The sequence below is a fragment of the Streptomyces sp. NPDC020362 genome (genome assembly GCF_040642095.1).
GTDB lineage: Bacteria > Actinomycetota > Actinomycetes > Streptomycetales > Streptomycetaceae > Streptomyces.
Map to the genome: position 1 here is coordinate 33,721 of NZ_JBFAET010000038.1, position 22,791 is coordinate 56,511.

Genomic DNA, 22,791 nt, shown 5'->3' on the forward strand with positions numbered 1-22,791 from the left:
TCAGGCGGCCTGGCGGCTCGTCGGCACGCGCATCGGGCGCGAGCCCGGGCCGCCGACGTGCGAGAAGGGCTGAGTCCGCCAGTCCAGGCCCTGGGGGAGCGTGAGCAGCAGGGCGGTGTCCTGCTCCTGCGGAGCGAGGGACTCGTCCGCGGGGTCGGCCTCGACCGCCCTGCGGCCCGTGCCGGCACACACCGTGAGTCCGAACGGGTTCCACGGGGAGGCGCACAGCGCGTGCTCCGGCAGGATCTCCTCGTCCGCCAGCAGCGCGATCGGCTGCGCGCAGTCCGGGCAGATCACCCGGTACATCTCGAAGGTGTCGTAGGCGTCGAGTTCTTCGGCCTCGTGGGCGTCGGGTTCGACGCCCTCCGGCTCGGGCTCGACGACCGGCTGCTGGCGCTTGGACGCGGAACGACCAGGGCGCTTGAGACTCTGCATGGGATTCTCCCCCTAAGGCTGGGCCGTGAAGGCACTGCGGCCTCGACCACAGCAAGCACTTCCCGTCCGCTCTCGGCGGTAATCACGAGAACATCACGGAGCCCGCTCGAACGCTGTGGCGTTCGTCACATGCCGCCCGCAGATGCCCCGTGCGCTGCACCTTTGTCCGCGCCCGGACGGCCCCCGCATCCCCTCTACGGCCCACAGGCGGTGCCCGTGCACATCGCCAACCGGGTGTGACCTGCGTTGCTCAGGTATCCGAGGAGATCACGAGCACTGTAGGTTTTGGCGCCATGGAGGAGCTGGACCGTCAAATCGTGCAGCTGCTCGTCAAGGACGGGCGGATGAGCTACACGGACCTGGGCAAGGCCACGGGTCTGTCCACGTCGGCCGTGCACCAGCGGGTGCGCCGGCTCGAGCAGCGTGGCGTCATCCGCGGGTACGCCGCGGTCGTCGACCCGGAGGCCATCGGGCTGCCGCTCACCGCGTTCATCTCGGTGAAGCCCTTCGACCCGAGCGCACCCGACGACATCTCGGACCGCCTGGCCGGCGTCCCCGAGATCGAGGCGTGCCACAGCGTCGCCGGCGACGAGAACTACATTCTCAAGGTGCGCGTGGCCACCCCGCACGAACTGGAGGAGCTGCTCGCCCGGCTGCGCTCCCTGGCCGGGGTCTCCACCCGGACCACCGTCGTGCTGTCGACCCCGTACGAGGCGCGTCCCCCGAAGATCTGAACCGGCCGCCCCGATGCCCGGCGTCCTGCGCGAACGCGAGAGACTGTCGGGCATGAGTGAGCAGTCCGCCGACCCCGAGACCGTCCTCCTGCGCCGCGGAGAGGTCCACAGTCCCGCCGACCCCTTCGCCACCGCGATGGTGGTGGAGCGCGGCCAGGTCGCCTGGGTCGGCTCCGAGGGCGCCGCCGACGCCTTCACCGACGGGGTGGACGAGGTCGTCGATCTCGACGGCGCCCTGGTCACCCCGGCCTTCACCGACGCCCATGTGCACACCACCGCCACGGGCCTCGCCCTGACCGGCCTCGACCTGTCCGACGCCCCGTCCCTGGAGGCGGCCCTCGCCCTCGTGCGCGACTTCGCCGCCGCCCGCCCGGACGACCGTGTCCTGCTCGGACACGGCTGGGACGCCGCCCGCTGGCCCGGCGGCCGCCCGCCGACGCGCGCGGAACTCGACGCGGCCACCGGCCACCGCCCGCTCTACCTCTCCCGCATCGACGTCCACTCGGCGGTCGTCACCACGGCCCTGCTGGACCTCGTGCCCGGTCTCGGCCCGGTGGACGGCCCGCTGACCGCCGACGACCACCACGTCGTCCGTGAGGCCGCTCTCGGCGCCATCACCCCCGCCCAGCGCGCGAAGGCCCAGCGCACCGCCCTCGCCCACGCCGCCTCCCTCGGCATCGGCTCCGTGCACGAGTGCGGCGGCCCGCAGATCTCCTCCGAGGACGACTTCACGGACCTGCTCAAGCTCGCCGGCGAGGTGCCGGGGCCGCGCGTGATCGGCTACTGGGCGGAACAGGCCGACGAAGGCGTGGCCAAGGCCCTCGCCCTGGGCGCCCACGGCGCCGCCGGCGACCTCTTCGTGGACGGCTCCCTCGGCTCGCACACCGCCTGCCTGCACCAGCCGTACGCCGACGCCGGCCACACCGGCAGGGCCTACCTCGACGCCGCCGACGTCGCCACCCATGTCACCGCCTGCACCGAGGCGGGGCTCCAGGCGGGCTTCCACGCCATCGGCGACGCCGCCGTCGGCGCGGTGGTGGAGGGCGTGCGCGCCGCCGCCGAGAAGGTCGGCCTCGCCCGCGTCCGGGCCGCCCGGCACCGCGCGGAACACGCCGAGATGCTCACCTCCGGGGCCGTAGCCGCCTTCGCCGAGCTGGGCCTGATCGCCTCGGTCCAGCCCGCCTTCGACGCCCTGTGGGGCGGCGAGGACGGCATGTACGCCCAGCGTCTGGGCGGACAGCGGGCCCGCACCCTCAACCCCTTCGCCGCCCTGCTGCGCGCCGGGGTGCCGCTCGCCTTCGGCTCCGACAGCCCGGTCACCCCGCTCGACCCCTGGGGTACGGTCCGCGCCGCCGCCTTCCACCACACCCCGGAGCACCGGGTTTCGGTGCGCGCCGCCTTCACCGCTCACACGCGCGGCGGCTGGCGGGCGGTCGGCCGGGACGACGCGGGCGTCCTGGTGCCGGGTGCGCCCGCCGACTACGCCGTCTGGCGAACCGACGAGCTGGTCGTCCAGGCCCCCGACGACCGCGTCGCCCGCTGGTCGACCGACCCCCGTTCCGGCACCCCCGGCCTGCCCGATCTGACCCCCGGCCGTGACCTGCCCGTCTGCCTGCGGACCGTGGTGGGCGGACGGACGGTGTTCGTACGCCCGGGCGAGTGATCTCCCGGGGTGGCGCGGCGGTGATCGTGTTCGCCCGCCGCGTCGCCCGACCTGCGCATCCTCCGGGCTCAGTGCTCTCGGAAGTATGTCTGTGCAGGTCAGGAGGCTGTTGACAGTCGGCGGCCGGGGGCCGGTAGGTTCGGCCGAGTCCACCACCGGACGCCCGACCGGGGAGCGTTCGTGCAACTCGTCGCAGCGCCGCTGGGTCAGGGACGGTGTGCCGCACCGGGGCACCGTCACTGGGAGCCAGGCTCAGCGCCCGCGCCGGCGGGGGAACGTTCGTACCGGACGGCAAGGTGTGACCCGGGTGGGGCCCGGTGCTCAGTAGACAACGGCTTTCGGTCGACCCGCAGCCAGCGGGTCCCAGGTCGGCCCGAAGGGCGCCGGGCCCCCATCCGCCGCGGACGAACGTGCCGAAAAGCACGGTCTTACCCCACTCTTGTGGAATAGACACCAGCGTACGAACGTGCAGGCACGTCATTGCAGGCCGCGGCCACTAAGGTGGGACGCCTGCGTACGACCAGAAGGGGCAGCAGTGAACGACGGCGACGGGACCCTCGCGGCCAAGGCTCAGGGGAGGCAGTACGGCCCCCTCGGCACGGCTTTGGTGATCATTCCGACCTACAACGAGGCGGAGAACATCAAGACCATCGTCGGCCGGGTGCGCAGTGCCGTCCCCGAGGCGCACGTGCTGGTGGCGGACGACAACAGCCCGGACGGCACGGGCAAGCTCGCCGACGAGCTGGCCGCCGACGACGACCACGTCCAGGTACTGCACCGCAAGGGCAAGGAGGGCCTGGGCGCCGCCTACCTCGCGGGCTTCCGCTGGGGCATCGAGCACGGCTACGGCGTGCTGGTGGAGATGGACGCCGACGGTTCCCACCAGCCCGAGGAGCTGCCCCGCCTGCTCACCGCCCTCAAGAGCGCCGACCTGGTGCTCGGCTCCCGCTGGGTGCCCGGCGGCCGGGTGGTCAACTGGCCCAAGTCCCGTGAGTTCATCTCCCGCGGCGGCAGCCTCTACTCCCGCCTCGCCCTGGACCTGCCGCTGCGCGACATCACCGGCGGCTACCGCGCCTTCCGCCGCGAGACCCTGGAGGGCCTGGGGCTGGGCGAGGTCGCCTCGCAGGGCTACTGCTTCCAGGTCGACCTGGCCCGCCGCGCGGTCAAGGCCGGTTACCACGTGGTCGAGGTCCCCATCACCTTCGTCGAGCGTGAACTCGGCGACTCCAAGATGAGCCGCGACATCCTCGTCGAGGCACTGTGGCGCGTCACCGCCTGGGGCGTCGGGGACCGCGTCGGCAAGCTCACCGGCAAGAACAAGCGGGCCTGACCCCGCCTCGGCGGCCGGGGCCGTTCGGCCCCTTATCCCGTGCTGAGCCGCGTCCAGGCACACTGGGGGCATGACGACTGGTGCTCCCACCGCTCCGCCCACCGCCCGGCCCCGGCGCTCCCGCCTGCGCAGGTATCTGCCGCTGGGGGCCGCCGCCTGGCTGGTGCTGGAGATCTGGCTGCTGACCCAGGTCGCGGGCGCGGCGGGCGGCGTGACCGTGTTCCTGCTCCTGGTGGCGGGCCTCGTCGCCGGCTCCGTGGTCATCAAGAGGGCGGGCCGCCGCGCCTTCCAGAACCTGAACGAGGCGCTGCAGAGGGGCGGCTCCCCGTCCGGGGGCGGCGGCAACGGCTGGATGATGCTCGGCGGCCTGCTGCTGATCATCCCTGGCCTGATCTCCGACGTGGCGGGCCTGCTCCTGCTGCTCCCGCCGGTCCAGAAGGCAGTGAGCCGTTCGGCGGAGAGCGCCCTGGACAGGAGGCTGCGAGGGGCCGTCCCCGGCAGCCTCGGCGATGCCTTCCAGCAGGCCCGTATGCACCGCCCCGACGGCAAGGTGGTCCAGGGCGAGGTCATCAGGGAGGACAGGTCGCAGCCGGGCGAGCAGTGGCCGCCACTGACCCGCTGACCGGCTGACCGGCTGACCGCCCGAGCCTCCGGACTCCGCTCGGCATACCCGGGCCGCCGGGTGCGCGGGGACGGCCGGCCGGACGATGCACCCCGTCCGGCGTGGGAAAGCGGCGAGCGGCCACCGGGTTCAGCCGGTCTGGTGTCTGGGGGACGAGCGGCCGCGTGATTCATCCGGTCCGATGTCCGGGCGCCCATCGGTCACGCCATCCACCACGTCCGGGTCGGGCGGCGGGAGGCTCGACCACCCACTCGATCCGATGCCCGGGGCGAGCGGCCACACCACCCACCCGGTCCGGTCCGAGAGCGAGTGACCACACCATCCAGCCGGTTTGGTGCCTGGGGCGAGCGGTCACGCCATTCAGCCCGTTCCGTCGGTGCGCGGGTGCGAGCGGTCACCGCATTCAGCCCGTCCGGCGTTCGAGGACGAGGCCTTTGGGCCGAAGCGGGGGTGCGGGGGCGCAGCCCCCGGTGCCGGTTGCCACCACACCCGCACCCGAACACGACACCGCGGGCGCCGTACGTCAACCTCACGTACGGCGCCCGCGGTGATTACGTGCGCTGTGTCTCCGGCCCAGCCCCGCAGGGACTAAGCGGACTTGCGGCTGTCCCTGGGGTGAACGGCGATGTTCATCGCCCCCGAGCGCAGAACCGCCAGGCGCTCCTCGAGGACCTCTTCGAGCTCCTCACGGGTGCGCCGCTCCATCAGCATGTCCCAATGGGTACGCGCGGGCTTGGCCTTCTTCTCTTCCGGGCCGTCGCCGTCTACCAGGAGTGCCTGGGCCCCGCAGACCTTGCACTCCCACTCCGGCGGAATCTCCGCCTCGACCGAGAAGGGCATCTCAAAGCGATGTCCCTTCTCACATGCGTACTCCACGGCCTGGCGCGGAGCCAGGTCGATGCCGCGGTCCGTCTCGTAGCTGGTCACCACGAGGCGCGTACCGCGAAGAGCTCGCTCACTCATGAATCGTGCCTCCCGGGCTTGTCGCCCACAGGACAGGTGTCGCTGTCGTCGTCATCCGGTCAACGTCCGGTCGGCGGTAAAGATTCCCGTTCCGAGTCCCGTTCCGGGTCATGCGTCGCCGTCGTAGCCGCCCCTTGTTCTACCCACCGGCGCCCGGTTTGTCACATCTGCTAGCAGATGTCACCCAGCGTTTCGGCATCTTTGACGCGCAGTAACGGTACGCCTGGCAGGCCAAACGCGTACACTACCGCCCTTTCGTGCCGAGTGCTAAATCGCTGCTAGATCATTTCCGGAACCGGGTTGCCCGCCTCGCCGATCGCGCGCCGCACCGGAACCCGGGCGAGCAGGACGAAGCCGATGACGAAGAAGGCCACCAGGGAGATGATCGCCGAGCGATAGCTTCCGGTCATTTGGTACGTCACCCCGAACAGCAGCGGGCCGAGCCAGCTCATCCCGCGGTCGCTCATCTCGTACGCGGAGAAGTACTCGGCCTCCTTGCCCGGCGGCACCAGATGCGAGAACAGCGACCGGGACAGCGCCTGGCTGCCGCCGAGGACCAGCCCGATCCCGGAGGCCAGCACGAAGAACCAGACCGGTGCCCCGGCGGGCAGGAAGTACCCGGCGCCCAGCGTGACCGTCCAGGCCACCAGCGAACCGAGGATCGTCCGCTTCGCGCCGTAGGTCCGGGCCAGCCGCCCCATCGCCAGCGCCCCCGCCACGGCCAGCACCTGCACCAGCAGCACCGCCCCGATGAGCGTCGACTGACCGAGGCCCAGCTCCTGGGAGCCGTAGACCGAGGCCTGGGAGATCACCGTCTGGATGCCGTCGTTGTAGACGAGGTACGCCAGCAGGAACGCGAGCGTCAGCGGATGCCGGCGCATGTCCCGGACGGTCGCCGCGAGCTGCCGCAGCCCTGGTGAGGTGGAGCGCTCCACACCGGGCGAGGTGGAGTGCTCCGCGCGTGCGTGCCGGTCGCGCAGCCACCGCAGCGGTACGAGGGTGAAGGCGCCCCACCACAGTCCGGCCGAGGCCAGGCAGATGCGGACCGCGGCCGTCTCGGAGAGGCCGAAGGAGTCGTGCGCCGAGTACAGGACGAGGTTGGCCACCAGGACCAGCGAGCCCGCCGCGTAGCCGAAGGCCCAGCCCCGGGAGGAGATGGCGTCGCGCTCCTCGGGCGGGGCGATCTGCGGCAGGTAGGAGTTGTAGAGCATCATCCCGACCGACTGCGCCGCGTTGGCCACGATGAGGAGCAGCCCGCCGAGCAGATACCGGTCGCCGTCCAGGAAGAACATGCCCGTCGTCGCGGCCGCGCCGGTGTACGCCGCCGCTCCCAGCAGCGGCTTCTTGCGGCCCGTGCGATCGGCCGCACTGCCCACCATGGGCATGACCACGACCGCCAGGATCACCGACAGGGACACCGAGTAGGCGAAGAAGGAGCCCGCCCGTACCGGTATGCCCAGGGGGTGGACATAGCCGTCGGCGTCCGCCGCCCGCTGGGCGACCGCGGTGAGATAGGGGCCGAGGAACACGGTCAGGACGCTCGTCGAATAGACCGAGCACGCCCAGTCGTAGACGTACCAGCCGCGCTGTTCGCGCCGCAGTCCGGCGGCCTCGTCGGCCGCCTGTGTCCGCACGGTGTCGATGTCCACCCGCGCCTCGCTTCCCCGCTGAAGTTCTGTGCGGCGAAGGTGCGGCCCGGGCGGTCAGGGCCTCAGACCCAGACGCCGCGGTCCTCCATGACCTTGCGCAGCATGTCGATGTGATCGGTCATGATGCCATCGACGCCCAGGTCCAGGAGCCGGTGCATCCGCTCCGGTTCGTTGATGGTCCACACGTGCACCTGCAGTCCGCGCGCGTGGGCGGCCCGCACGAAGCGGTGGTCGACCACCGGGACGCCCGACTGGGCCTCGGGCACCTGCGCGGCGACCGCGGACCGGCGCACCGCGGCCGGCAGCCCCCAGGAGCGCAGCCGCAGGCTGAGCACCCCGCGCGTGCCGAAGGAGGTGGCCAGCCGCGGCCCGGCCAGCCGCTGGGCCCGCAGCACCCTCGCCTCGGAGAAGGAGCCCACGCAGACCCGGTCCCAGGCGTCGGTGCGCTCGATCAGCTCCAGGAAGGGGCGCAGGGCCGGCTCCGCCTTGATGTCCACGTTCCAGCGGACCTCGGGGAAGGTCTCCAGCAGTTCCTCGAAGAGGGGGACGGGTTCCTTCCCGCCCACGCGCGCGTGCCGCACGTCCTCCCACGGCAGGTCGGCGATGCGGCCGGCCCCGTCGGTGACCCGGTCCAGCGTCGAGTCGTGGAAGGCGACGAGCGTGCCGTCCGCCGTCGCGTGCACGTCGGTCTCGATGTACCGGTAGCCCGTCTCCACCGCGCGCCGGAACTGCGCCACGGTGTTCTCCAGCCCGTCTGCCGCCCCGCCGCGGTGGGCGAAGGGGATGGGGCCGGGATGGTCGAGATAAGGGTGGCGTATTGCGATGGTCACGGACGCAGTATGGCGCGTTCCGGTTGCCCGGCGGCAACGACCGTGCTGCGCCCCGGTGCCGAAGGGGCGGCGAACACGCGCAGGAAGAACTGGGCGAGGGGGCCGATGGACAGCGCGTACAGGACGGTCCCCACGCCCACGCTGCCGCCGAGGGCGAAGCCGGTCGCGACGACGGTGATCTCCACCGTGGTGCGGATCTGCCGGATCGAGCGGCCCGTGCGCCGGTGCAGTCCGGTCATCAGGCCGTCGCGCGGGCCCGGTCCGAAGTCGGCGGAGATGTACAGGCCGGTCGCCAGGCCGTTGAGCACGACGCCTCCGAGGAGGAGCGGCACCCGGACCGCCAGGGAGTGCGCCTGCGGGAGTGCGGCCAGGGTGGCGTCCATCGCGAAGCCGATCACCAGGACGTTGGAGACGGTGCCGAGCCCGGGACGCTGCCGCAGCGGGATCCACAGCAGCAGGACGGCCGCCCCCACGATCGTCAGCACCAGGCCCATGCTGAGTCCGGTGAGTTCGGAGAGGCCCTGGTGCAGCACGTTCCAGGGCTCGAGCCCGAGACCCGCCCGCACCAGAAGAGCGGAACTCGCGCCGTACAGCGCGAGCCCCGCGTACAGCTGGAACAAGCGGAGTCCGAGTCGGCTCGGAGTGGACACGAGATACCCCCCTGGGTGGTGGCGGTGGCCTGATTCATGACACTCTGTGGCTTGGGAGGAAATCCCATCCATGGCCAATTCGGGGAAGGTGGACTGATCGTCATGGCGCAGTGGACCTCAGCGGTGGGAGCCGCGCAGCTGGCCCGGCTCCTCAACTCCCAGCAGGACCGTCCGGCCGGCCCCGGCACACGCCGCCCGCCCGCCTACCGCGCCCTCGCCGACGGCGTCCGGCTGCTGGTGCTCGAAGGGCGCGTCCCCGTGGCGGCCCGCCTTCCCGCCGAGCGTGAACTCGCCCTGTCCCTCTCGGTCAGCCGCACCACGGTCGCCGCCGCCTACGAGGCACTGCGCGCCGAGGGCTTCCTGGAGTCCCGGCGCGGCGCGGGCAGCTGGACGGCCGTACCGGCGGGCAATCCGCTCCCCGCGCGGGGCCTGGAACCGCTGCCCCCGGAGTCCCTCGGCTCGGTGATCGACCTGGGCTGTGCCTCGCTCCCCGCTCCCGAGCCGTGGCTGACCCGCGCCGTCCAGGGCGCGCTGGAGGAACTGCCTCCCTACGCCCACACGCACGGCGACTACCCGGCCGGACTGCCGGCCCTGCGGGCGATGATCGCCGAGCGCTACACCGCGCGCGGGATCCCCACGATGCCCGAGCAGATCATGGTGACGACCGGGGCGATGGGCGCCATCGACGCGATCTGCCACCTCTTCGCGGGGCGCGGCGAGCGGATCGCCGTCGAGTCGCCGTCCTACGCCAACATCCTCCAGCTGATGCGGGAGGCGGGGGCGCGGCTCGTGCCCGTCGCGATGGCCGAGGGGCTGACCGGCTGGGACCTGGACCGCTGGCGGCAGGTCCTGCGCGAGGCCGCGCCCCGGCTCGCCTACGTCGTCGCCGACTTCCACAACCCGACCGGGGCGCTCGCCGACGAGGACCAGCGGCGCCGGCTGGTGGACGCGGCCCGCGCGGCCGGGACCGTCCTCGTCGCCGACGAGACGATGCACGAGCTGTGGCTCGACGAGGAGCTCGGGGACGCCGGGATGCCGCGTCAGGTCTGCGGCTTCGACCCGGCCGGCTCCACCGTCATCACGGTCGGTTCGGCGAGCAAGGCGTTCTGGGCCGGCATGCGGATCGGCTGGGTGCGGGCGGCCCCGGACGTGATCCGCAGCCTGGTCGCGGCCCGCGCGTACGCGGACCTCGGCACCCCGGTCCTGGAGCAGCTGGCCGTGAACTGGCTGTTCAGCACGGGGGGCTGGGAACAGGCGGTCGATCTGCGGCGCCGCCAGGCCCGGGAGAACCGCGACGCCCTGGTGGCCGCGGTGCGCCGCGAACTGCCCGGCTGGGAGTTCGAGGTACCCCGGGGCGGGCTGACCCTGTGGGTCCGCGCGGGCGGCCTTTCGGGATCGAGGCTGGCCGAAGCGGGGGAGCGGGTCGGTGTCCGCGTCCCCTCGGGCCCGCGCTTCGGAGTGGACGGCGCCTTCGAGGGGTACGTACGCCTCCCGTTCACGGTCGGCGGAGCGGTCGCCGAGGAGGCGGCGGTTCGCCTGGCGGCAGCGGCGCACCTTGTGGAGACGGGGGCGACCGGGGGGACGGAGGCGCCGCGGACGTTCGTCGCGTAGGAGCGGTGACCGCATCGGCCGTGCGCGGTCGGGGTGTGGGATCGGCTGTGCGTGGTCGGGGTGCGGGATCGGCCGTGTGCGGTCGGGAGTGCGGGAACGATCGGGTGTGTGCGGTCGGAGGTACGTGATCCGCCGTGTTCCGTCGGGGTGCGCGCCGTTGCCCGGCTGCGGGTCCGTCGTGGCTTGTGGCTGGTCGTGCAGTGCCCCGCGCCCCTCCGGGGCGCTTCGCTGCCCGCCCGGCGGCTCAGGAACTCTCGGCCGCCACGGCCTCCGCAGGCAGCGGTTCGGTCTCGACGGCAGTCGTCCTCGGCGGCAGCAACCCCAGCACGGCCTGCCGGTCCGCCTCGCTGGTCGCATCGTCGTACGGGTCCGGGGTCGAGGGCACCTGCAGCCGGTGCACCGCCCCGGACCCCAGCCGCGCATACCCCCGCCCGGGCGGCATCTGCGCCAGTGGCGTCGTGTGCGGCGGTACTCCGAGCACCGCGGCCACCTGCTCGGGCGCCGCGGGCCCCAGCACGACCCGCGCCCGCGTGTGCTGCCGCACCACCTCGCTCAGGACCTCGGCACTGTCGAACTGCTCGGCCACGGCCACGGTGACGTTCGCCGCGCGGCCGTGCCGCAGCGGCAGCTGGAGCAGCACCTGCGGATCCTTGCGGCCGTCGGTCGCGGCGAGGTGGGTGAAGACGGTCGGACGGTCCAGGAGGATCCACAGCGGTCGCCGGGTGTCCTCGGGCGGCGGATCGCCCGCCTGCCGCGCCCGGTTGATGGCGACGAGCCGCCGCTCGGTCTCCTGCGCGGCCCACTCCAGGCTGGCCAGCGCCCCGGTCGGCGCGCACTCCACGGCCAGCACGCCGTCCCGGCCGATCAGGCAGGAATACTCGCCGGTGCCGCCGCCGTCGACGATCAGTACGTCGCCGTACTGGAGGGCCTGCAGGGCGATCGAGCGCAGCAGGGTCGAGGTGCCGCTGCCGGGGTGGCCCATGGCCAGCAGGTGCGGCTCGGTGGAGCGCAGGCCGGTGCGCCAGACGACCGGCGGTACGTCGCACTGTTCCTCGCCGTAGGAGAGCGGAAGCGTGCGCTGTACCTCGCTCGGGTCGGTGAAGCCGAGGACGGTTTCGCCCGGCGCGGTGACGAAGCGCTGGGCGGCGATGCCGGTGGGCAGCGGGGCCAGGGCGGTCACCGTCAGCAGGTTGCCCTCCTCGTCCCACTCGAAGTGGTACTCGCGGCCGCGCCCGGCCTTCGTGGTGAGCAGGTGCTCGATCCGCGCGCGGGCCTCGGGCTCGCCGTCCGGGAAGTACGCCGGGTAGCGGATCACGAGGTGCCCCACGCGTCCGGCGTCGTTGAACTCGTGCTCGGCGAAGGCCTTTTCCCACTCTCCGCCGTGCGTGTACAGCGGTGCCGGATCCTCGGAGTGGGAGAAGTGCGGCACCAGGGCCTCGTAGAGGGACCGCAGCCGCTCGGTCTGCGACTCGTCGGGTCCCTCGGGTGCCGGTGGGGTGCGGTCGCGGCCGTACCAGGCGGCCGCCGCCATCACGGTGATGGCGGCGAGCAGCGGCCCGTACGGCATCAACGACACGACCAGGACCACGGAGGCCGTCAGGAACAGCAGCGGCCCGCGCTTGTCCTTGGGGGTGTCGGCCCATTTGCTCCGGGCGACCGAGGCCAGCCTGCGCAGCCCGCGCGAGACGGTGATCAGCGGGTGGAGGACGTCGGTGGCGCTGTCGGCCGCCGTCCGGGCCAGCTCCCGGCTCCGGGCGATCTGCATCCGGGCGATCTGCGCGCTGTCTTTGCTCAGAATGCGGGGGAGAGGGCGCCGGGCCACTGCTGTCTCCTGACGGTGCGTACGGGCGTGAGACGGGGCGTCAGAACTTGATGCCGCCGAGGAGACTCGCCAGGCTCTCGCCGCCCGCCTTGATGCTGGGGGCGATGCCCGTGCTGGCCAGGTAGAAGCCGAACAGGGCCGAGGTGCAGGCGTGCGTGCCCTTGAGGCCGTCCTTGCGGAAGAAGAGGAAGACGACCACGCCGAGCAGCATGACGCCTGAGATGGAGAGGATCATTTGAGGTCTCCTGGTGTCGGGAGGGGACAGTCACCATGAGTACTTCCAGGATCACAGGATGTGTCTATACGATAAAAGGTGCAACTGGGTGAATATTTGAGCATTTCCCCCGCGCGGTGGAGCCGACCATGGTCCGGTTGGGCGGGGCGCTTGCGTCCCGCGGGCTCTGCAGTGATCTTTACCTCGGGCACAACGGGTCATGTGAGGCGCGAGCCAGTACCCTTGCGATTCACCTGAACGGTTGTAATGGAGAGGCGGTCCGGTCCATGAGTGAAGCCCCCGACCCCGAGGTCGTGGAGCTGGCGACCAAGATCTTCGATCTGGCCCGGCAGGGGCGGACGGAGGAGCTGGTGGCTTACGTCGACGCGGGCGTTCCGGCCAACCTCACCAACGACCGTGGCGACTCTCTCGTGATGCTCGCCGCCTACCACGGTCACGCCGACGCGGTACGTGCCCTGCTCGCCCGGGGCGCGGAGGCGGACCGGATCAACGACCGAGGCCAGACCCCGCTCGCGGGTGCGGCCTTCAAGGGCGAGACAGAAGTGATCAAGGCCCTCCTGGAGGGCGGCGCCGACCCCGCCGCGGGTACCCCCTCGGCCGTGGACACGGCGCGCATGTTCGCCAGGACGGAACTCCTGGAACTGTTCGGCGTGCAGTGATGCATACATCCTGACCAGGTACGACACGGAAAACGGGGGAGGCGGTAAAGGGCCGCCGGAAATACGGTCGCGGCAGCACACACCGCGGGTCATCATGACGACGTGATTCACGGACGCGATGGCTGGGCAGGTGTTGCCGCACCGCGCGGACCGTGATGCGGTCCGCATGGGCCACCGACGAGAGGCAGAGAGAGATGGTCTACAGCAAGCAAGAGACGGCGGGCGCTCCGACGTTGTGTCACGCGGCCAGGTAGTGCGTGTTTCCCGGTTGCGTCGACGCTTGATGTGAGGCTGTTTCCCATGTTCGATCCGGTCATAGCGCCCAGCGGTACGCTGCTCGGCCTGCTCCAGCGCGGCCGTGGCGACGGCACGCTGCACGCGCTCACCGCCCCGCGCGCCGAAGCGCTCGCGGCCCTGAACCACTGCGTGCTCCGCGACCCCCGCCACGACTGGCAGGTGGAGAACCGCTCCCTCTACTACGCCCGGCTCTACCTCGACCTGAACGGCGAGCTGGACGCCATCGAGGCGCATCTCTTCGACCCCGAGGACGTCCTCGACTCCGAGGAGTCCCGTACCGGCCTCGCCCTGGCCGTCCTCGGGCACCTCGCCTCCTACGGCAGGCTGGACGCGCTCGAACTGCTGCGCAGGTACGCCGCCCACGGCTCCAACTGGGCCTGGGCCCTGGACGAGCTGGCCCTCAGGGACGACGACGCGGGCCTGCGCGCCCTCGCCGCCCCCGTCCTGGCCCGTTTCGCCACCGACGCCGAGGGCGAGGCCGAGCTGGCCGTCGCCGTGCGCGACGCCTTCGAGCCGAGGCCGTGGCGCCTGTGGGCCGAGGATCTGCGCGAATCGATCGCCACACGCGTGCGTGCCGCGCAGGAAGCCGGCTGTTTCGACCGCTGGCAGCGCCAGATGCGGCCCACCGGGCCCCGCCCGGGATGGAGCGTGCGAGCCGTCTTCGAGTGGGCCCAGCAGGGCATCGAACGCGGCGCCGCCCTCCATGTGCCGGCCGCCCGCTGCCTGGTCGCCGTGGCCGGCCCCGAGGACCGGCCGGAGATCCTCCAGGCCGCCAGGACCGGCGACGACGGCGCCCGCTGCACCGCACTGCGCTATCTCGCCGACAGCAGCGATCCCGACGCCCTCGATCTGATCGAGGCCGCCGTCGCCGACGGATCGTCGCTCGTCGGGGAGGCCGCCGTCGACGCCTTCGAGCGGATGCGCAGCATCGCCGCCGTCGACCGTGCGCGCAGCTGGGCCCAGCGCCCCGACGCCCTCGGCGCCGCCGCCGGACGCATGCTCGCCTGCCGCGGCGGAGCCCAGGACCGCGATCTCGTCCTCGGCGCCCTGCGCGAGGCCGTACGCGGCGAAGGCCCCGACGCCCCCACCCTGTGGACCCTGGTCGACGGCACCGGACGGCTCGGCATCGCCTGCGCCGCCCCCGTCCTGCGCCACATCTACCGGGAGACGGCCTCCTCCCACCTGCGCGGCCGTGCCGCCCGCGCCCTGGCCGCCACCGACCCCTCCTTCGCCGCCGGCTTCGCCGTCGAATGCCTGTGGGACTGCGAGGAGAGCACCCGCGAGATCGCCGCCCGGCACGCCGAGACCGGTGACGCCCGGGTCGTCGAGCGCCTGCGCCGCCTCGCCGCCGACCCGGCCGAGGAGGACGAGGTGCAGACGGCGGTCCGCAGTCGCTTCGGACCGGACACCCAGGCCATGTGACCTCACCGGCACCGTCGTGCACGGACGGGCGGGAGACCGCCCGTCGGGTGAACGGGGGGTGACCCGGAGGTCAGTCGGTCATGACGGCTGTCTGACCTGCTCGGGTGTGCAGACCAACGCTCATGGGACGTTCCCCAACCGGAAAGATCGACGTTGACGCGGCCACGTCCGGCGCGGCGACAACACCCGTATGCGTGTCGTCATCGTGACCGAATCCTTTCCCCCCGATGTGAACGGCGTTGCCCACTGCGCGCTCCAGACCGCCCGGCACCTCGTGGATCGCGGCCACCTCCCGCTCGTCGTCGCGCCGGCCCCCGCGCCCGGCACCAGGGCCGACGCCCTCGAAGCGCCGTGTCCCGTCGTCCGTGTCCCCTCCCTCCCGCTCCCCGGCTACCCCCAGGTGCGCGTCGCGCTCCCCAGCCGGCGCCTGGCCGCGGCGCTCACCGAGCACCGCGCCGACATCGTTCACCTGGCAAGTCCCTTCGTCCTCGGCGTCCGCGGAATGGCGGCCGCCGCCCGGCTCGGCATCCCCGCCGTCGCCGTCTACCAGACCGACCTGGCCGGCTACGCCCGCACGTACATGGGCGCCGGGGAGGCGGCCGCCTGGCGCCGGATCCGCTCCGTGCACTCCGCCGCCGACCGCACCCTGGCACCGTCCAGCCCCGCCCTGAACGACCTGGAGACGCACGGCGTGCCCCGGGTACGGCTGTGGCCACGCGGCGTGGACACCGTTCGTTTTCGGCCGGATCACCGAGACGAGGCGCTGCGCCGCGAACTCGCCCCGAACGGTGAGCTGATCGTCGGCTACGTCGGCCGGCTCGCCCCCGAGAAGCACATCGAACTCCTCGCCGGAGTCTGCGGCCTGGACGGCGTACGGGTCGTGGTCGTGGGCGACGGGCCCAGCCACGCGCACCTCACCGAGGCCCTGCCCGGCGCTGTCTTCCTGGGCCGCCGCACCGGCGACGAGCTCGCCCGGATCTTCGCCTCGCTGGACGTGTTCGCGCACACCGGCCCCTTCGAGACCTTCTGCCAGACCGTTCAGGAGGCCATGGCCAGCGGGATCCCGGTGGTCGCCCCCGCCGCCGGAGGCCCGCTCGACCTGGTCGACCACGGCCGCACCGGGCTGCTCGTCCCGCCGCACGACGCGCACGCCGTACGGGAGGCCGTGCACACCCTGGCGGCCGACGCCGGCCTGCGGACCTTGTACGGTGCCACCGCGCGGGCCACGGTCGAGGGCCGCACCTGGGCCGCCGTCGGTGACCAGCTGATCGCGCACTACGAGGACGTACTCGCGGCGCGCAGGACGGCGGTGGCGGTATGACCGGCACACCGCTGCGCATCGTGCGGCTCGCCAACTTCGTCGCCCCGTCCTCCGGCGGCCTGCGCACGGCCCTGCGCGAACTGGGCCGGGGCTTCGTGGCCGCGGGCCACGAGCCGGTGCTCGTCGTCCCGGGCGAGCGGTACACCGACCGCGACACCGAGCAGGGCCGGGTCATCACCCTGCCCGGACCGGTGCTGCCCGGCACCGGCGGGTACCGCGTGCTGACCGACAAACGGCGCGTGGCCGCGCTCCTGGAGCAGCTGGCCCCCGACCGCCTGGAGGTCTCGGACCGGACGACCCTGCGCTGGACCGGACGCTGGGCCCGGCGCGCCCGGGTGCCCGCCGTGATGGTCTCCCACGAGACCGCCGACGGCGTGCTGCGCACCTGGGGCCTGTCCGAGAACCTCTCCCGCCGGGCCGCCGACGCCCTCAACACCCGTACCGCGCACGTCTACTCGCGGGTCGTGTGCACCACGGAGTTCGCCGAGCGCGAGTTCGTCCGCATCGGGGCGCGCAACGTCGTGCGCGCCCCTTTGGGGGTCGACCTCATGGAACGGCATCCCGCGCTGCGTGACGAGCGGTTGCGGGCACTGCACGCGCGCGTGCCCGAGGCGCTGCTCGTGATGTGCTCCCGGCTGTCCGTGGAGAAGCGGCCCGGCACGGCCCTGGACGCCCTGGAGGCCCTGCTGCGGCGCGGGCGGCAGGCTGTGCTGGTGGTGGCCGGGGACGGGCCGTTGCGGATACGCCTCGAGCAGCGTGCGCGGGAGCGCGGGCTGCCGGTGACCTTCCTGGGGCACGTCTCCGACCGGTCCGTCCTAGGGGGGCTCCAGGCGTCCGCCGACGTGTGCCTGGCGCCCGGGCCGGCCGAGACCTTCGGCCTGGCCGCCCTGGAGGCCATGGCGTGCGGGACGCCCGTGGTGGCGAGTGCCTCGTCCGCGCTGCCCGAGGTGATCGGGTCCGCGGGGGCGACGGCCGCAGACCGCGGAGAGGCGTTCGCGGACGCCGTGGAAATGCTCCTGTCGCGCCCCGAGCACGAGCGGCGGGAGGCGGCACGCGCGCGTGCGGAGTGCTTCGGGTGGGCGGCGGCCGTGGAGGCCTTCCTGGCGGCCCACGACACGGAGGTGCTCAGGCGCGACGCCACCCCGGTCCGTCCCGCCGCCCGGGAGGGCGTGGCATGAGATCCGTCCGCTTCGTGGCCCTCGGCGACTCGCTGACCGAGGGCGTGGGCGATCCCGTGGGGGACGGCCGGCGGGGCTGGGCCGCGCTGCTGGCCGGTGGCCTCGCCCCGGACGCCGGGCGCGTGGAGTTCACCAACCTCGCCGTCAGCGGGGCCCAGACGCGGGACGTGCTGGAGCGGCAGACTCCGGCCGGACTCGCGCTCCACCCCGACCTGGTGGCCGTGGTCATCGGCGTCAACGACACCCTGCGCGCCACCTTCGACATCCACGCGGTCGCCGCCCGGCTCGACCAGGTGTACGCGGCCTTCACCGGACAGGGGGCGACCCTGCTCACCGCCTGTCTGCCCGATCCCGGCGCGATGCTGCGGCTGCCGGCCGCTCTGGCCCGCCCGCTGGCCCGCCGGCAGCGGGCCGTCAACGCGGTGGTCCACGCGCTGTCCGACCGGTACGGGGCCGTCCATCTGCACGCCTCGGAGGCCGAGTGGCTCACCGATCGCACCCTGTGGAGCGCGGACCGGCTGCACCCGGGTGAGCGCGGTCACCGGCAGCTGGCCGTCCGCTTCCACGCCCTGCTCGCACAGGCGGGCATGGGCACGGGCGCGCCGCCCTCCGACCAGCCGGAGTTCCCCGCCCCGACGAGGTCCGCGAGCCTGCTGTGGCTGGCCACCGCGGGCACCGCCTGGGTGATCAGGCGGTGCAAGGACCTGTTGCCGCAACTGCTCCACCTGGCCGCCGACGAGATGAGGCACCGCGCGCGGGGCACCAGTGCGCGCCTCGACCTGCGCGCCGGCGCCGCGGTGTCCGCGGCACTGGCCGCCCTGCCGGTGGCCGGTCAGCCGCCGGGCACCGCCGACGACGTCGAGGCTCCGCGGCGCCGTGCGGCCACGAACCTGACCGGGGTGCCCGGCACCGCCTGTGCGGCGGCGGACAGGTCGGCTGCGCGGACCACGGCGATCACCGGGTAGCCCCCGGTGGTCGGGTGGTCGGCCAGGAACACCACCGGACGGCCGTCCGGTGGGACCTGGACCGCGCCGAGCACCATGCCCTCGCTCGGCAGTTCACCGGGCCGGGCCCGTTCGAGCGCGGGGCCCTCCGTGCGCAGGCCGATACGGTTGCTCGCCGAGGACACCCGGTACGCGCGCGTGGTGAGGTCCCGGACCGCGCGCGCCGTGAACCAGTCGTCCCGCGGCCCCAGGGCCACCCGGAGCACCAGCTCGGCCGGCGGCCGCGGCTGCGGGACGACGTCCACGCGCGCGGGCGGGCCCGCCGGGGCGCCGAGCGGCAGCACCGTGCCGTCCGCCAGCGGCGCCGGGCCGAGGCCGGACAGCAGGTCGGTGGCACGGCTGCCGAGGACCGGCTCCACGGCGATGCCGCCGCAGACGGCCACGTAGCTGCGCACGCCGGCCGCGGCCTTTCCCACCTCCAGCAGCTCACCGGCGGGTACGACCACCGGGGCGCCCCACGCCGCCGGGCGGCCGCCCACCGTCACCGGGCACGGCGCGCCCCCGACCGCCACCGTCACCCTCGAACGGGGGCGCAGCGCACAGCCGTTGAGCGTGGTTTCCAGAACGGCCGCGTCCGGCGGATTGCCGGCCAGCCGGTTGACCAGGGCGGCCGTGTGCGGGTCGAGCGCTCCGGAGCGGGGTACACCGAGGTGCGCGTACCCGGGCCGTCCGTGGTCCTGCACGGTGGTCAGCGCCCCGGCCCGCACGACGACGAGCGCACGGTCGGTCATGCGTCCTCCACGGGAACGCGCAGCGAGCACGGCCGGTTCGTCATGCACCCTCCATCGGTGTGAAGCGCACGCGTGTGCCCGGGGAGAGCAGCGCGGCCGGTACGCGCGCGTGGTCCCACAGCACTGCCTCCGTCGTGCCGATCAGCTGCCAGCCGCCCGGTGAGGAACGCGGGTACACGCCCGTGTACGGCCCCGCCAGCGCCACGGCACCGGCCGGGACGGCCGTGCGCGGAGTGGCCCGGCGCGGGACGTCGTACCGGGCGGGCAGTCCGGTGAGGTAGCCGAAGCCCGGCGCGAACCCGCAGAAGGCCACCGTGAACTCGGTGCCCGCGTGGATCCGGGCCACCTCGCGCTCGGACATCCGCCAGTGGGCTGCGACCTCGGCGAGGTCCGGACCGTCGTAGCGCACGGGCAGCTCGATCAGCTCACGCACGCGCGGGGGAGCGGGAGGCGTGTAGGACGAGGTCAGTTCGGATGCCCAGCGGACCGGGTCGTCCAGGCCGTCGAGCAGGACGGTGCGCGCCGCCGGAACGATCTCGCGGACGGTCAGCGAGCCCTCGGCGCGCAGGCGCAGCAGCCCCTCGTGCAGGGCCTGCGCCTGCGCACCCGAGGAGACCTCCACGAGCAGCGCGTCCTCGCCGACGGGCAGCGCCCTCATGCGAAGGCCTCCACCCGCACACCTGCCGCCACCAGCTGCTCGCGCACCCGGCGGGCCAGTTCCACCGCGCCGGGCGTGTCGCCGTGCAGACACAGCGAGCGGGCGCGCATCGGGATGCGCGCGCCGGAGTGCGCGATCACCGCGCCGAAACGTGCGAGGCTCACCGAGCGCTCCACGACCGCGTCCGGGTCGGTCACCACGGCGCCGTCCCGGCCACGCGGCACCAGGGTGCCCCCGTCGGTGTAGGCGCGGTCGGCGAACGCCTCGGTGACGGCGGGCAGGCCCGCCTTCCCGGCCAGCGCCAGCAGGCGTGAGCCGGGCAGGCCCAGCACCGGCAGCGAGGCGTCCGCCAGGAGCACGCCGTCGACCACCGCGCGCGCCTGCTCCTCGTCGCGCACCACCCGGTTGTAGAGGGCGCCGTGCGGCTTGACGTACGCCACGCGCGCGCCGGCCGCGCGGGCGAACACCTCCAGGGCGCCGATCTGGTAGGCCACTTCGGCCGTCAGTTCGGCGGGCGGCACGTCCATCGCGCGCCGCCCGAACCCGGCGAGGTCCCGGTAGGAGACCTGCGCGCCGATCGTCACCCCTTGCTCGGCGGCCAGCTCGCACACCCGGCGCATGGTGGCCGCGTCCCCGGCATGGAATCCGCAGGCCACGTTGGCGCTGGTGACGACGGACAGCAGCTGTTCGTCGTCGGTCAGCCGCCAGCGGCCGAAGCCCTCGCCGAGATCGGCGTTCAGATCGATCGCAGTCATGGTTTTCCGTGTCTCCGGTCCTCGTGTCGGGTGCACCGCTCGCCGTCAGTCGACGCCGGCGATCCGGTACTGCTCGTCGCGGGCGTCGGTCAGGAACATCTGGCCCGGGGCGTGGGTGATGGCGAACGGCGGCCGGGAGGCCATCACCGCCGCCTGCGGGGTCACCCCGCACGCCCAGAACACCGGGATGTCGCCGGGTGCGGCATCCACCGGATCGCCGAAGTCGGGCCGGCCGAGGTCCTCGACCCCGAGGACCCCGGGATCGCCGTGGTGCACCGGACCGCCGTGCACGGCCGGCAGCAGGCTGCTCTCCCGGATCGCGGCCCGCAGGTGCTCGGGCGGCACCGGGCGCATCGACACCACCATCGGTCCGCGCAGCCGGCCCGCCGGGCGGCATGCTCGGTCGGTCGTGTACATCGGCACGTTGCGGCCCTGGTCCAGGTGCCGGATCGGGACGCCCGCGCCTGCCAGGGCCCACTCGAAGGTGAAGCTGCACCCGAGCAGGAACGACACCAGGTCGTCCCGCCAGTGCGCCCGTACGTCCGTGGGTTCCCCGACCATCTCGCCGTCCTGCCACACCCGGTAGCGGGGCAGGTCGGTGCGCAGGTCGGCGCCGTCCGCGAGTACCGTCGTGGGCGAACCGGCGTCCGTGACGTCGAGCACCGGACAGGGCTTCGGGTTGCGCTGGCAGAACAGCAGCATGTCGTAGGCCCAGTCGGCCGGCACCGAGATCAGGTTCGCCTGCGTGTGGCCCGCCGCGACACCCGCCGTGGGGCCCGCCAGGCCCTCCCGGAAGCGGGCCCGCGCGGATTGCGGCCGCCACGCGCGCGCGTGCGCGTCGACGAGGGCCACGGGCCGGTCACCGCTGCGGTCCGCCCGCATCACGCCAGCTCCTTCCCGCGTGTCTCCGGCAGCCCGAGCAGTGCCAGCGCCGCGAGCCCGTAGCCGATCGCACCGAAGACCAGCGCGCCGCCCACACCCCAGCCGTCGGCCAGGAAGCCCACCAGGGTCGGGAAGACCGCACCCACCGCGCGGCCCGTGTTGTACGTGAAGCCCTGCCCGGTGCCGCGCACCTCCGTCGGGTACAGCTCGCTCAGGTAGGAGCCGAAGCCGCTGAAGATCGCCGACATGCAGAAGCCGAGTGGGAAACCGAGCACCAGCAGCAGGGTGTTGGCGCCCTGCGGGATGTTCGCATAGGCCAGGACGCAGACCGCCGAGAGCAGCGCGAACAGCCAGATGGTGCGGCGTCGGCCCAGCCGGTCGGTCAGGTAGCCGCCGGTCAGGTAGCCGAGGAAGGCGCCGGAGATCAGGAAGGTCAGGTAGCCGCCGGTGCCGACGACGGACAGTCCGCGCTCGGTCTTCAGGTACGTCGGCACCCAGGTCGCCAGCGTGTAGTAGCCGCCCTGCACGCCCGTGGACAGCAGCCCGGCGAAGACCGTCGTACGCAGCAGGCCCGGATCGCCGTCCCGGGCAGGGCGGAAGATCGCCCTGAACGAGCCGCGCTGCGGGCTCTGTTCGCGGACCGCCGTCGCCTCGGGCGCGTCGTGCACCCGGCGGCGCAGCCACACCACGAGGAGCGCGGGCAGGGCGCCGGTCCAGAACATGATGCGCCAGGCCAGGTCGTCGCCGGCGAAGGAGAAGACCACCGTGTAGACGATCGCGGCCAGCGCCCAGCCGACCGCCCAGGAACTCTGGATCGCGCCGAGGGTGCGGCCCCGGTGCCGGGCGCTCGCGTACTCGGCGACGAGGATCGCCCCGACCGCCCACTCGCCGCCGAAGCCGAGGCCCTGCAGGGCACGGAAGACCAGCAGCGTCTCGTAGTTCGGCGCGAAGCCGCAGGCCACGGTGAAGACGGCGTAGGTGACCACCGTGATCATCAGCGCCCGCACCCGGCCCACCCGGTCCGCCACCACGCCCGCCGCGGCACCGCCGACCGCGGAGACCACCAGCGTGACGGTGGTGAACAGACCGGTCTGGCCGCTGTCCAGGCCGAAGTACGCCGCGAGCGCCACCATGCTCAGCGGCAGCGTGAAGTAGTCGTAGGAATCCAGGGCATATCCGCCGAAAGCACCGGCGAAGGCGCGGCGGCCGTCCGGGCCGAGGGCGCGCAGCCAGCCGAACGCGCCGTCCTCGGCGGCGCGTTCGTCGTGCGTCGGTCGTGTGCCGGAGGCCGTGGAGCGTGGCGGAGGAGTCGTGCTCATGGGCACCTCGCAGAGACGGGG

At 73.3% G+C, this 22,791-nt stretch carries 21 protein-coding genes and 1 pseudogene; 10 read left to right on the top strand and 12 right to left on the bottom strand.

What is annotated here, in order from left to right; translation table 11 throughout:
- Window positions 1–435 (bottom strand): hypothetical protein, encoded by a 435-nt coding sequence (locus AB0H32_RS16990; RefSeq protein ID WP_361120351.1) that lies wholly within the window; start codon window positions 433–435, stop codon window positions 1–3.
- A gap of 293 nt (window positions 436–728) precedes the next feature.
- Here AB0H32_RS16990 and AB0H32_RS16995 point away from each other — a divergent pair, with 293 nt between their 5' ends.
- The 4 genes from AB0H32_RS16995 to fxsA all read left to right on the top strand — a co-directional run bounded on the left by AB0H32_RS16995 (window position 729) and on the right by fxsA (window position 4,784).
- Complete coding sequence (locus tag AB0H32_RS16995) at window positions 729–1,169, top strand: Lrp/AsnC family transcriptional regulator (protein WP_361120354.1); 441 nt, start codon at window positions 729–731, stop codon at window positions 1,167–1,169.
- 52 nt (window positions 1,170–1,221) lie between these two features.
- Window positions 1,222–2,832, top strand: coding sequence for an amidohydrolase (locus tag AB0H32_RS17000; protein WP_361120357.1), 1,611 nt, complete (start codon window positions 1,222–1,224; stop codon window positions 2,830–2,832).
- A gap of 535 nt (window positions 2,833–3,367) precedes the next feature.
- Window positions 3,368–4,162 carry a polyprenol monophosphomannose synthase gene (locus AB0H32_RS17005; RefSeq protein WP_361120360.1) on the top strand — a complete coding sequence of 265 codons (795 nt, stop codon included), beginning with the start codon at window positions 3,368–3,370 and terminating at the stop codon, window positions 4,160–4,162.
- A gap of 70 nt (window positions 4,163–4,232) precedes the next feature.
- Window positions 4,233–4,784: an FxsA family membrane protein gene (fxsA, locus tag AB0H32_RS17010; RefSeq protein WP_361120363.1), complete on the top strand. Its 552-nt coding sequence runs from the start codon at window positions 4,233–4,235 to the stop codon at window positions 4,782–4,784.
- A gap of 588 nt (window positions 4,785–5,372) precedes the next feature.
- Here fxsA and AB0H32_RS17015 read toward each other — a convergent pair.
- The 4 genes from AB0H32_RS17015 to AB0H32_RS17030 all read right to left on the bottom strand — a co-directional run bounded on the left by AB0H32_RS17015 (window position 5,373) and on the right by AB0H32_RS17030 (window position 8,876).
- On the bottom strand, window positions 5,373–5,747 hold the full coding sequence (locus AB0H32_RS17015; protein WP_003977404.1) for an RNA polymerase-binding protein RbpA: 375 nt from the start codon (window positions 5,745–5,747) through the stop codon (window positions 5,373–5,375).
- Window positions 5,748–6,025: 278 nt separating this feature from the next.
- Window positions 6,026–7,396, bottom strand: a complete 1,371-nt coding sequence (locus tag AB0H32_RS17020; protein ID WP_361120366.1) for an MFS transporter — start codon at window positions 7,394–7,396, stop codon at window positions 6,026–6,028.
- 62 nt (window positions 7,397–7,458) lie between these two features.
- Window positions 7,459–8,226, bottom strand: coding sequence for a glycerophosphodiester phosphodiesterase (locus tag AB0H32_RS17025; protein WP_361120368.1), 768 nt, complete (start codon window positions 8,224–8,226; stop codon window positions 7,459–7,461).
- Window positions 8,223–8,876, bottom strand: coding sequence for a hypothetical protein (locus AB0H32_RS17030; RefSeq protein WP_361120371.1), 654 nt, complete (start codon window positions 8,874–8,876; stop codon window positions 8,223–8,225). Before AB0H32_RS17030 ends, AB0H32_RS17025 begins: the two co-directional genes overlap by 4 nt.
- Before the next feature lie 102 nt (window positions 8,877–8,978).
- Between AB0H32_RS17030 and AB0H32_RS17035 the strand changes: the two genes are divergently transcribed.
- Window positions 8,979–10,487: a PLP-dependent aminotransferase family protein gene (locus AB0H32_RS17035; RefSeq protein ID WP_361120374.1), complete on the top strand. Its 1,509-nt coding sequence runs from the start codon at window positions 8,979–8,981 to the stop codon at window positions 10,485–10,487.
- 244 nt (window positions 10,488–10,731) lie between these two features.
- Here AB0H32_RS17035 and AB0H32_RS17040 read toward each other — a convergent pair whose 3' ends face one another.
- Both AB0H32_RS17040 and AB0H32_RS17045 read right to left on the bottom strand, forming a co-directional pair.
- Window positions 10,732–12,309 (bottom strand): ABC transporter ATP-binding protein, encoded by a 1,578-nt coding sequence (locus AB0H32_RS17040; RefSeq protein WP_361120376.1) that lies wholly within the window; start codon window positions 12,307–12,309, stop codon window positions 10,732–10,734.
- A 40-nt stretch (window positions 12,310–12,349) separates the two neighbouring features.
- Window positions 12,350–12,544: a hypothetical protein gene (locus tag AB0H32_RS17045; RefSeq protein ID WP_361120379.1), complete on the bottom strand. Its 195-nt coding sequence runs from the start codon at window positions 12,542–12,544 to the stop codon at window positions 12,350–12,352.
- A 266-nt stretch (window positions 12,545–12,810) separates the two neighbouring features.
- Here AB0H32_RS17045 and AB0H32_RS17050 point away from each other — a divergent pair, with 266 nt between their 5' ends.
- From AB0H32_RS17050 to AB0H32_RS17070, 5 genes and pseudogenes are all read left to right on the top strand, one after another.
- Window positions 12,811–13,203 (top strand): ankyrin repeat domain-containing protein, encoded by a 393-nt coding sequence (locus tag AB0H32_RS17050; RefSeq protein WP_361120382.1) that lies wholly within the window; start codon window positions 12,811–12,813, stop codon window positions 13,201–13,203.
- Between the two features lie 300 nt (window positions 13,204–13,503).
- Window positions 13,504–14,922 carry a HEAT repeat domain-containing protein gene (locus tag AB0H32_RS17055; RefSeq protein WP_361120385.1) on the top strand — a complete coding sequence of 473 codons (1,419 nt, stop codon included), beginning with the start codon at window positions 13,504–13,506 and terminating at the stop codon, window positions 14,920–14,922.
- Between the two features lie 190 nt (window positions 14,923–15,112).
- Window positions 15,113–16,243, top strand: a complete 1,131-nt coding sequence (locus AB0H32_RS17060) for a glycosyltransferase family 1 protein (protein WP_361120388.1) — start codon at window positions 15,113–15,115, stop codon at window positions 16,241–16,243.
- Window positions 16,240–17,421, top strand: a complete 1,182-nt coding sequence (locus AB0H32_RS17065) for a glycosyltransferase (RefSeq protein WP_361120391.1) — start codon at window positions 16,240–16,242, stop codon at window positions 17,419–17,421. The genes AB0H32_RS17060 and AB0H32_RS17065 overlap by 4 nt, the downstream gene beginning before the upstream one ends.
- Window positions 17,418–18,248 (top strand): annotated as a pseudogene (locus AB0H32_RS17070) (SGNH/GDSL hydrolase family protein); the annotation flags it as partial. The gene AB0H32_RS17065 and the pseudogene AB0H32_RS17070, both read left to right, overlap by 4 nt.
- Window positions 18,249–18,253: 5 nt before the next feature.
- On the opposite strand, the gene AB0H32_RS17075 reads toward AB0H32_RS17070, so the two are convergent.
- The 5 genes from AB0H32_RS17075 to AB0H32_RS17095 are packed head-to-tail and all read right to left on the bottom strand — an operon-like array spanning window position 18,254 to window position 22,770.
- Window positions 18,254–19,156 carry a biotin-dependent carboxyltransferase family protein gene (locus AB0H32_RS17075; protein ID WP_361120394.1) on the bottom strand — a complete coding sequence of 301 codons (903 nt, stop codon included), beginning with the start codon at window positions 19,154–19,156 and terminating at the stop codon, window positions 18,254–18,256.
- Window positions 19,157–19,196: 40 nt separating this feature from the next.
- Window positions 19,197–19,814: an allophanate hydrolase subunit 1 gene (locus AB0H32_RS17080; protein WP_361120397.1), complete on the bottom strand. Its 618-nt coding sequence runs from the start codon at window positions 19,812–19,814 to the stop codon at window positions 19,197–19,199.
- Window positions 19,811–20,569: a 5-oxoprolinase subunit PxpA gene (locus tag AB0H32_RS17085; protein ID WP_361120400.1), complete on the bottom strand. Its 759-nt coding sequence runs from the start codon at window positions 20,567–20,569 to the stop codon at window positions 19,811–19,813. The genes AB0H32_RS17080 and AB0H32_RS17085 overlap by 4 nt, the downstream gene beginning before the upstream one ends.
- Window positions 20,570–20,614: 45 nt before the next feature.
- Window positions 20,615–21,451: a putative hydro-lyase gene (locus AB0H32_RS17090; protein ID WP_361120418.1), complete on the bottom strand. Its 837-nt coding sequence runs from the start codon at window positions 21,449–21,451 to the stop codon at window positions 20,615–20,617.
- Window positions 21,451–22,770 carry an MFS transporter gene (locus AB0H32_RS17095; protein ID WP_361120403.1) on the bottom strand — a complete coding sequence of 440 codons (1,320 nt, stop codon included), beginning with the start codon at window positions 22,768–22,770 and terminating at the stop codon, window positions 21,451–21,453. Before AB0H32_RS17095 ends, AB0H32_RS17090 begins: the two co-directional genes overlap by 1 nt.
- Between the last annotated feature and the right edge of the window lie 21 nt (window positions 22,771–22,791).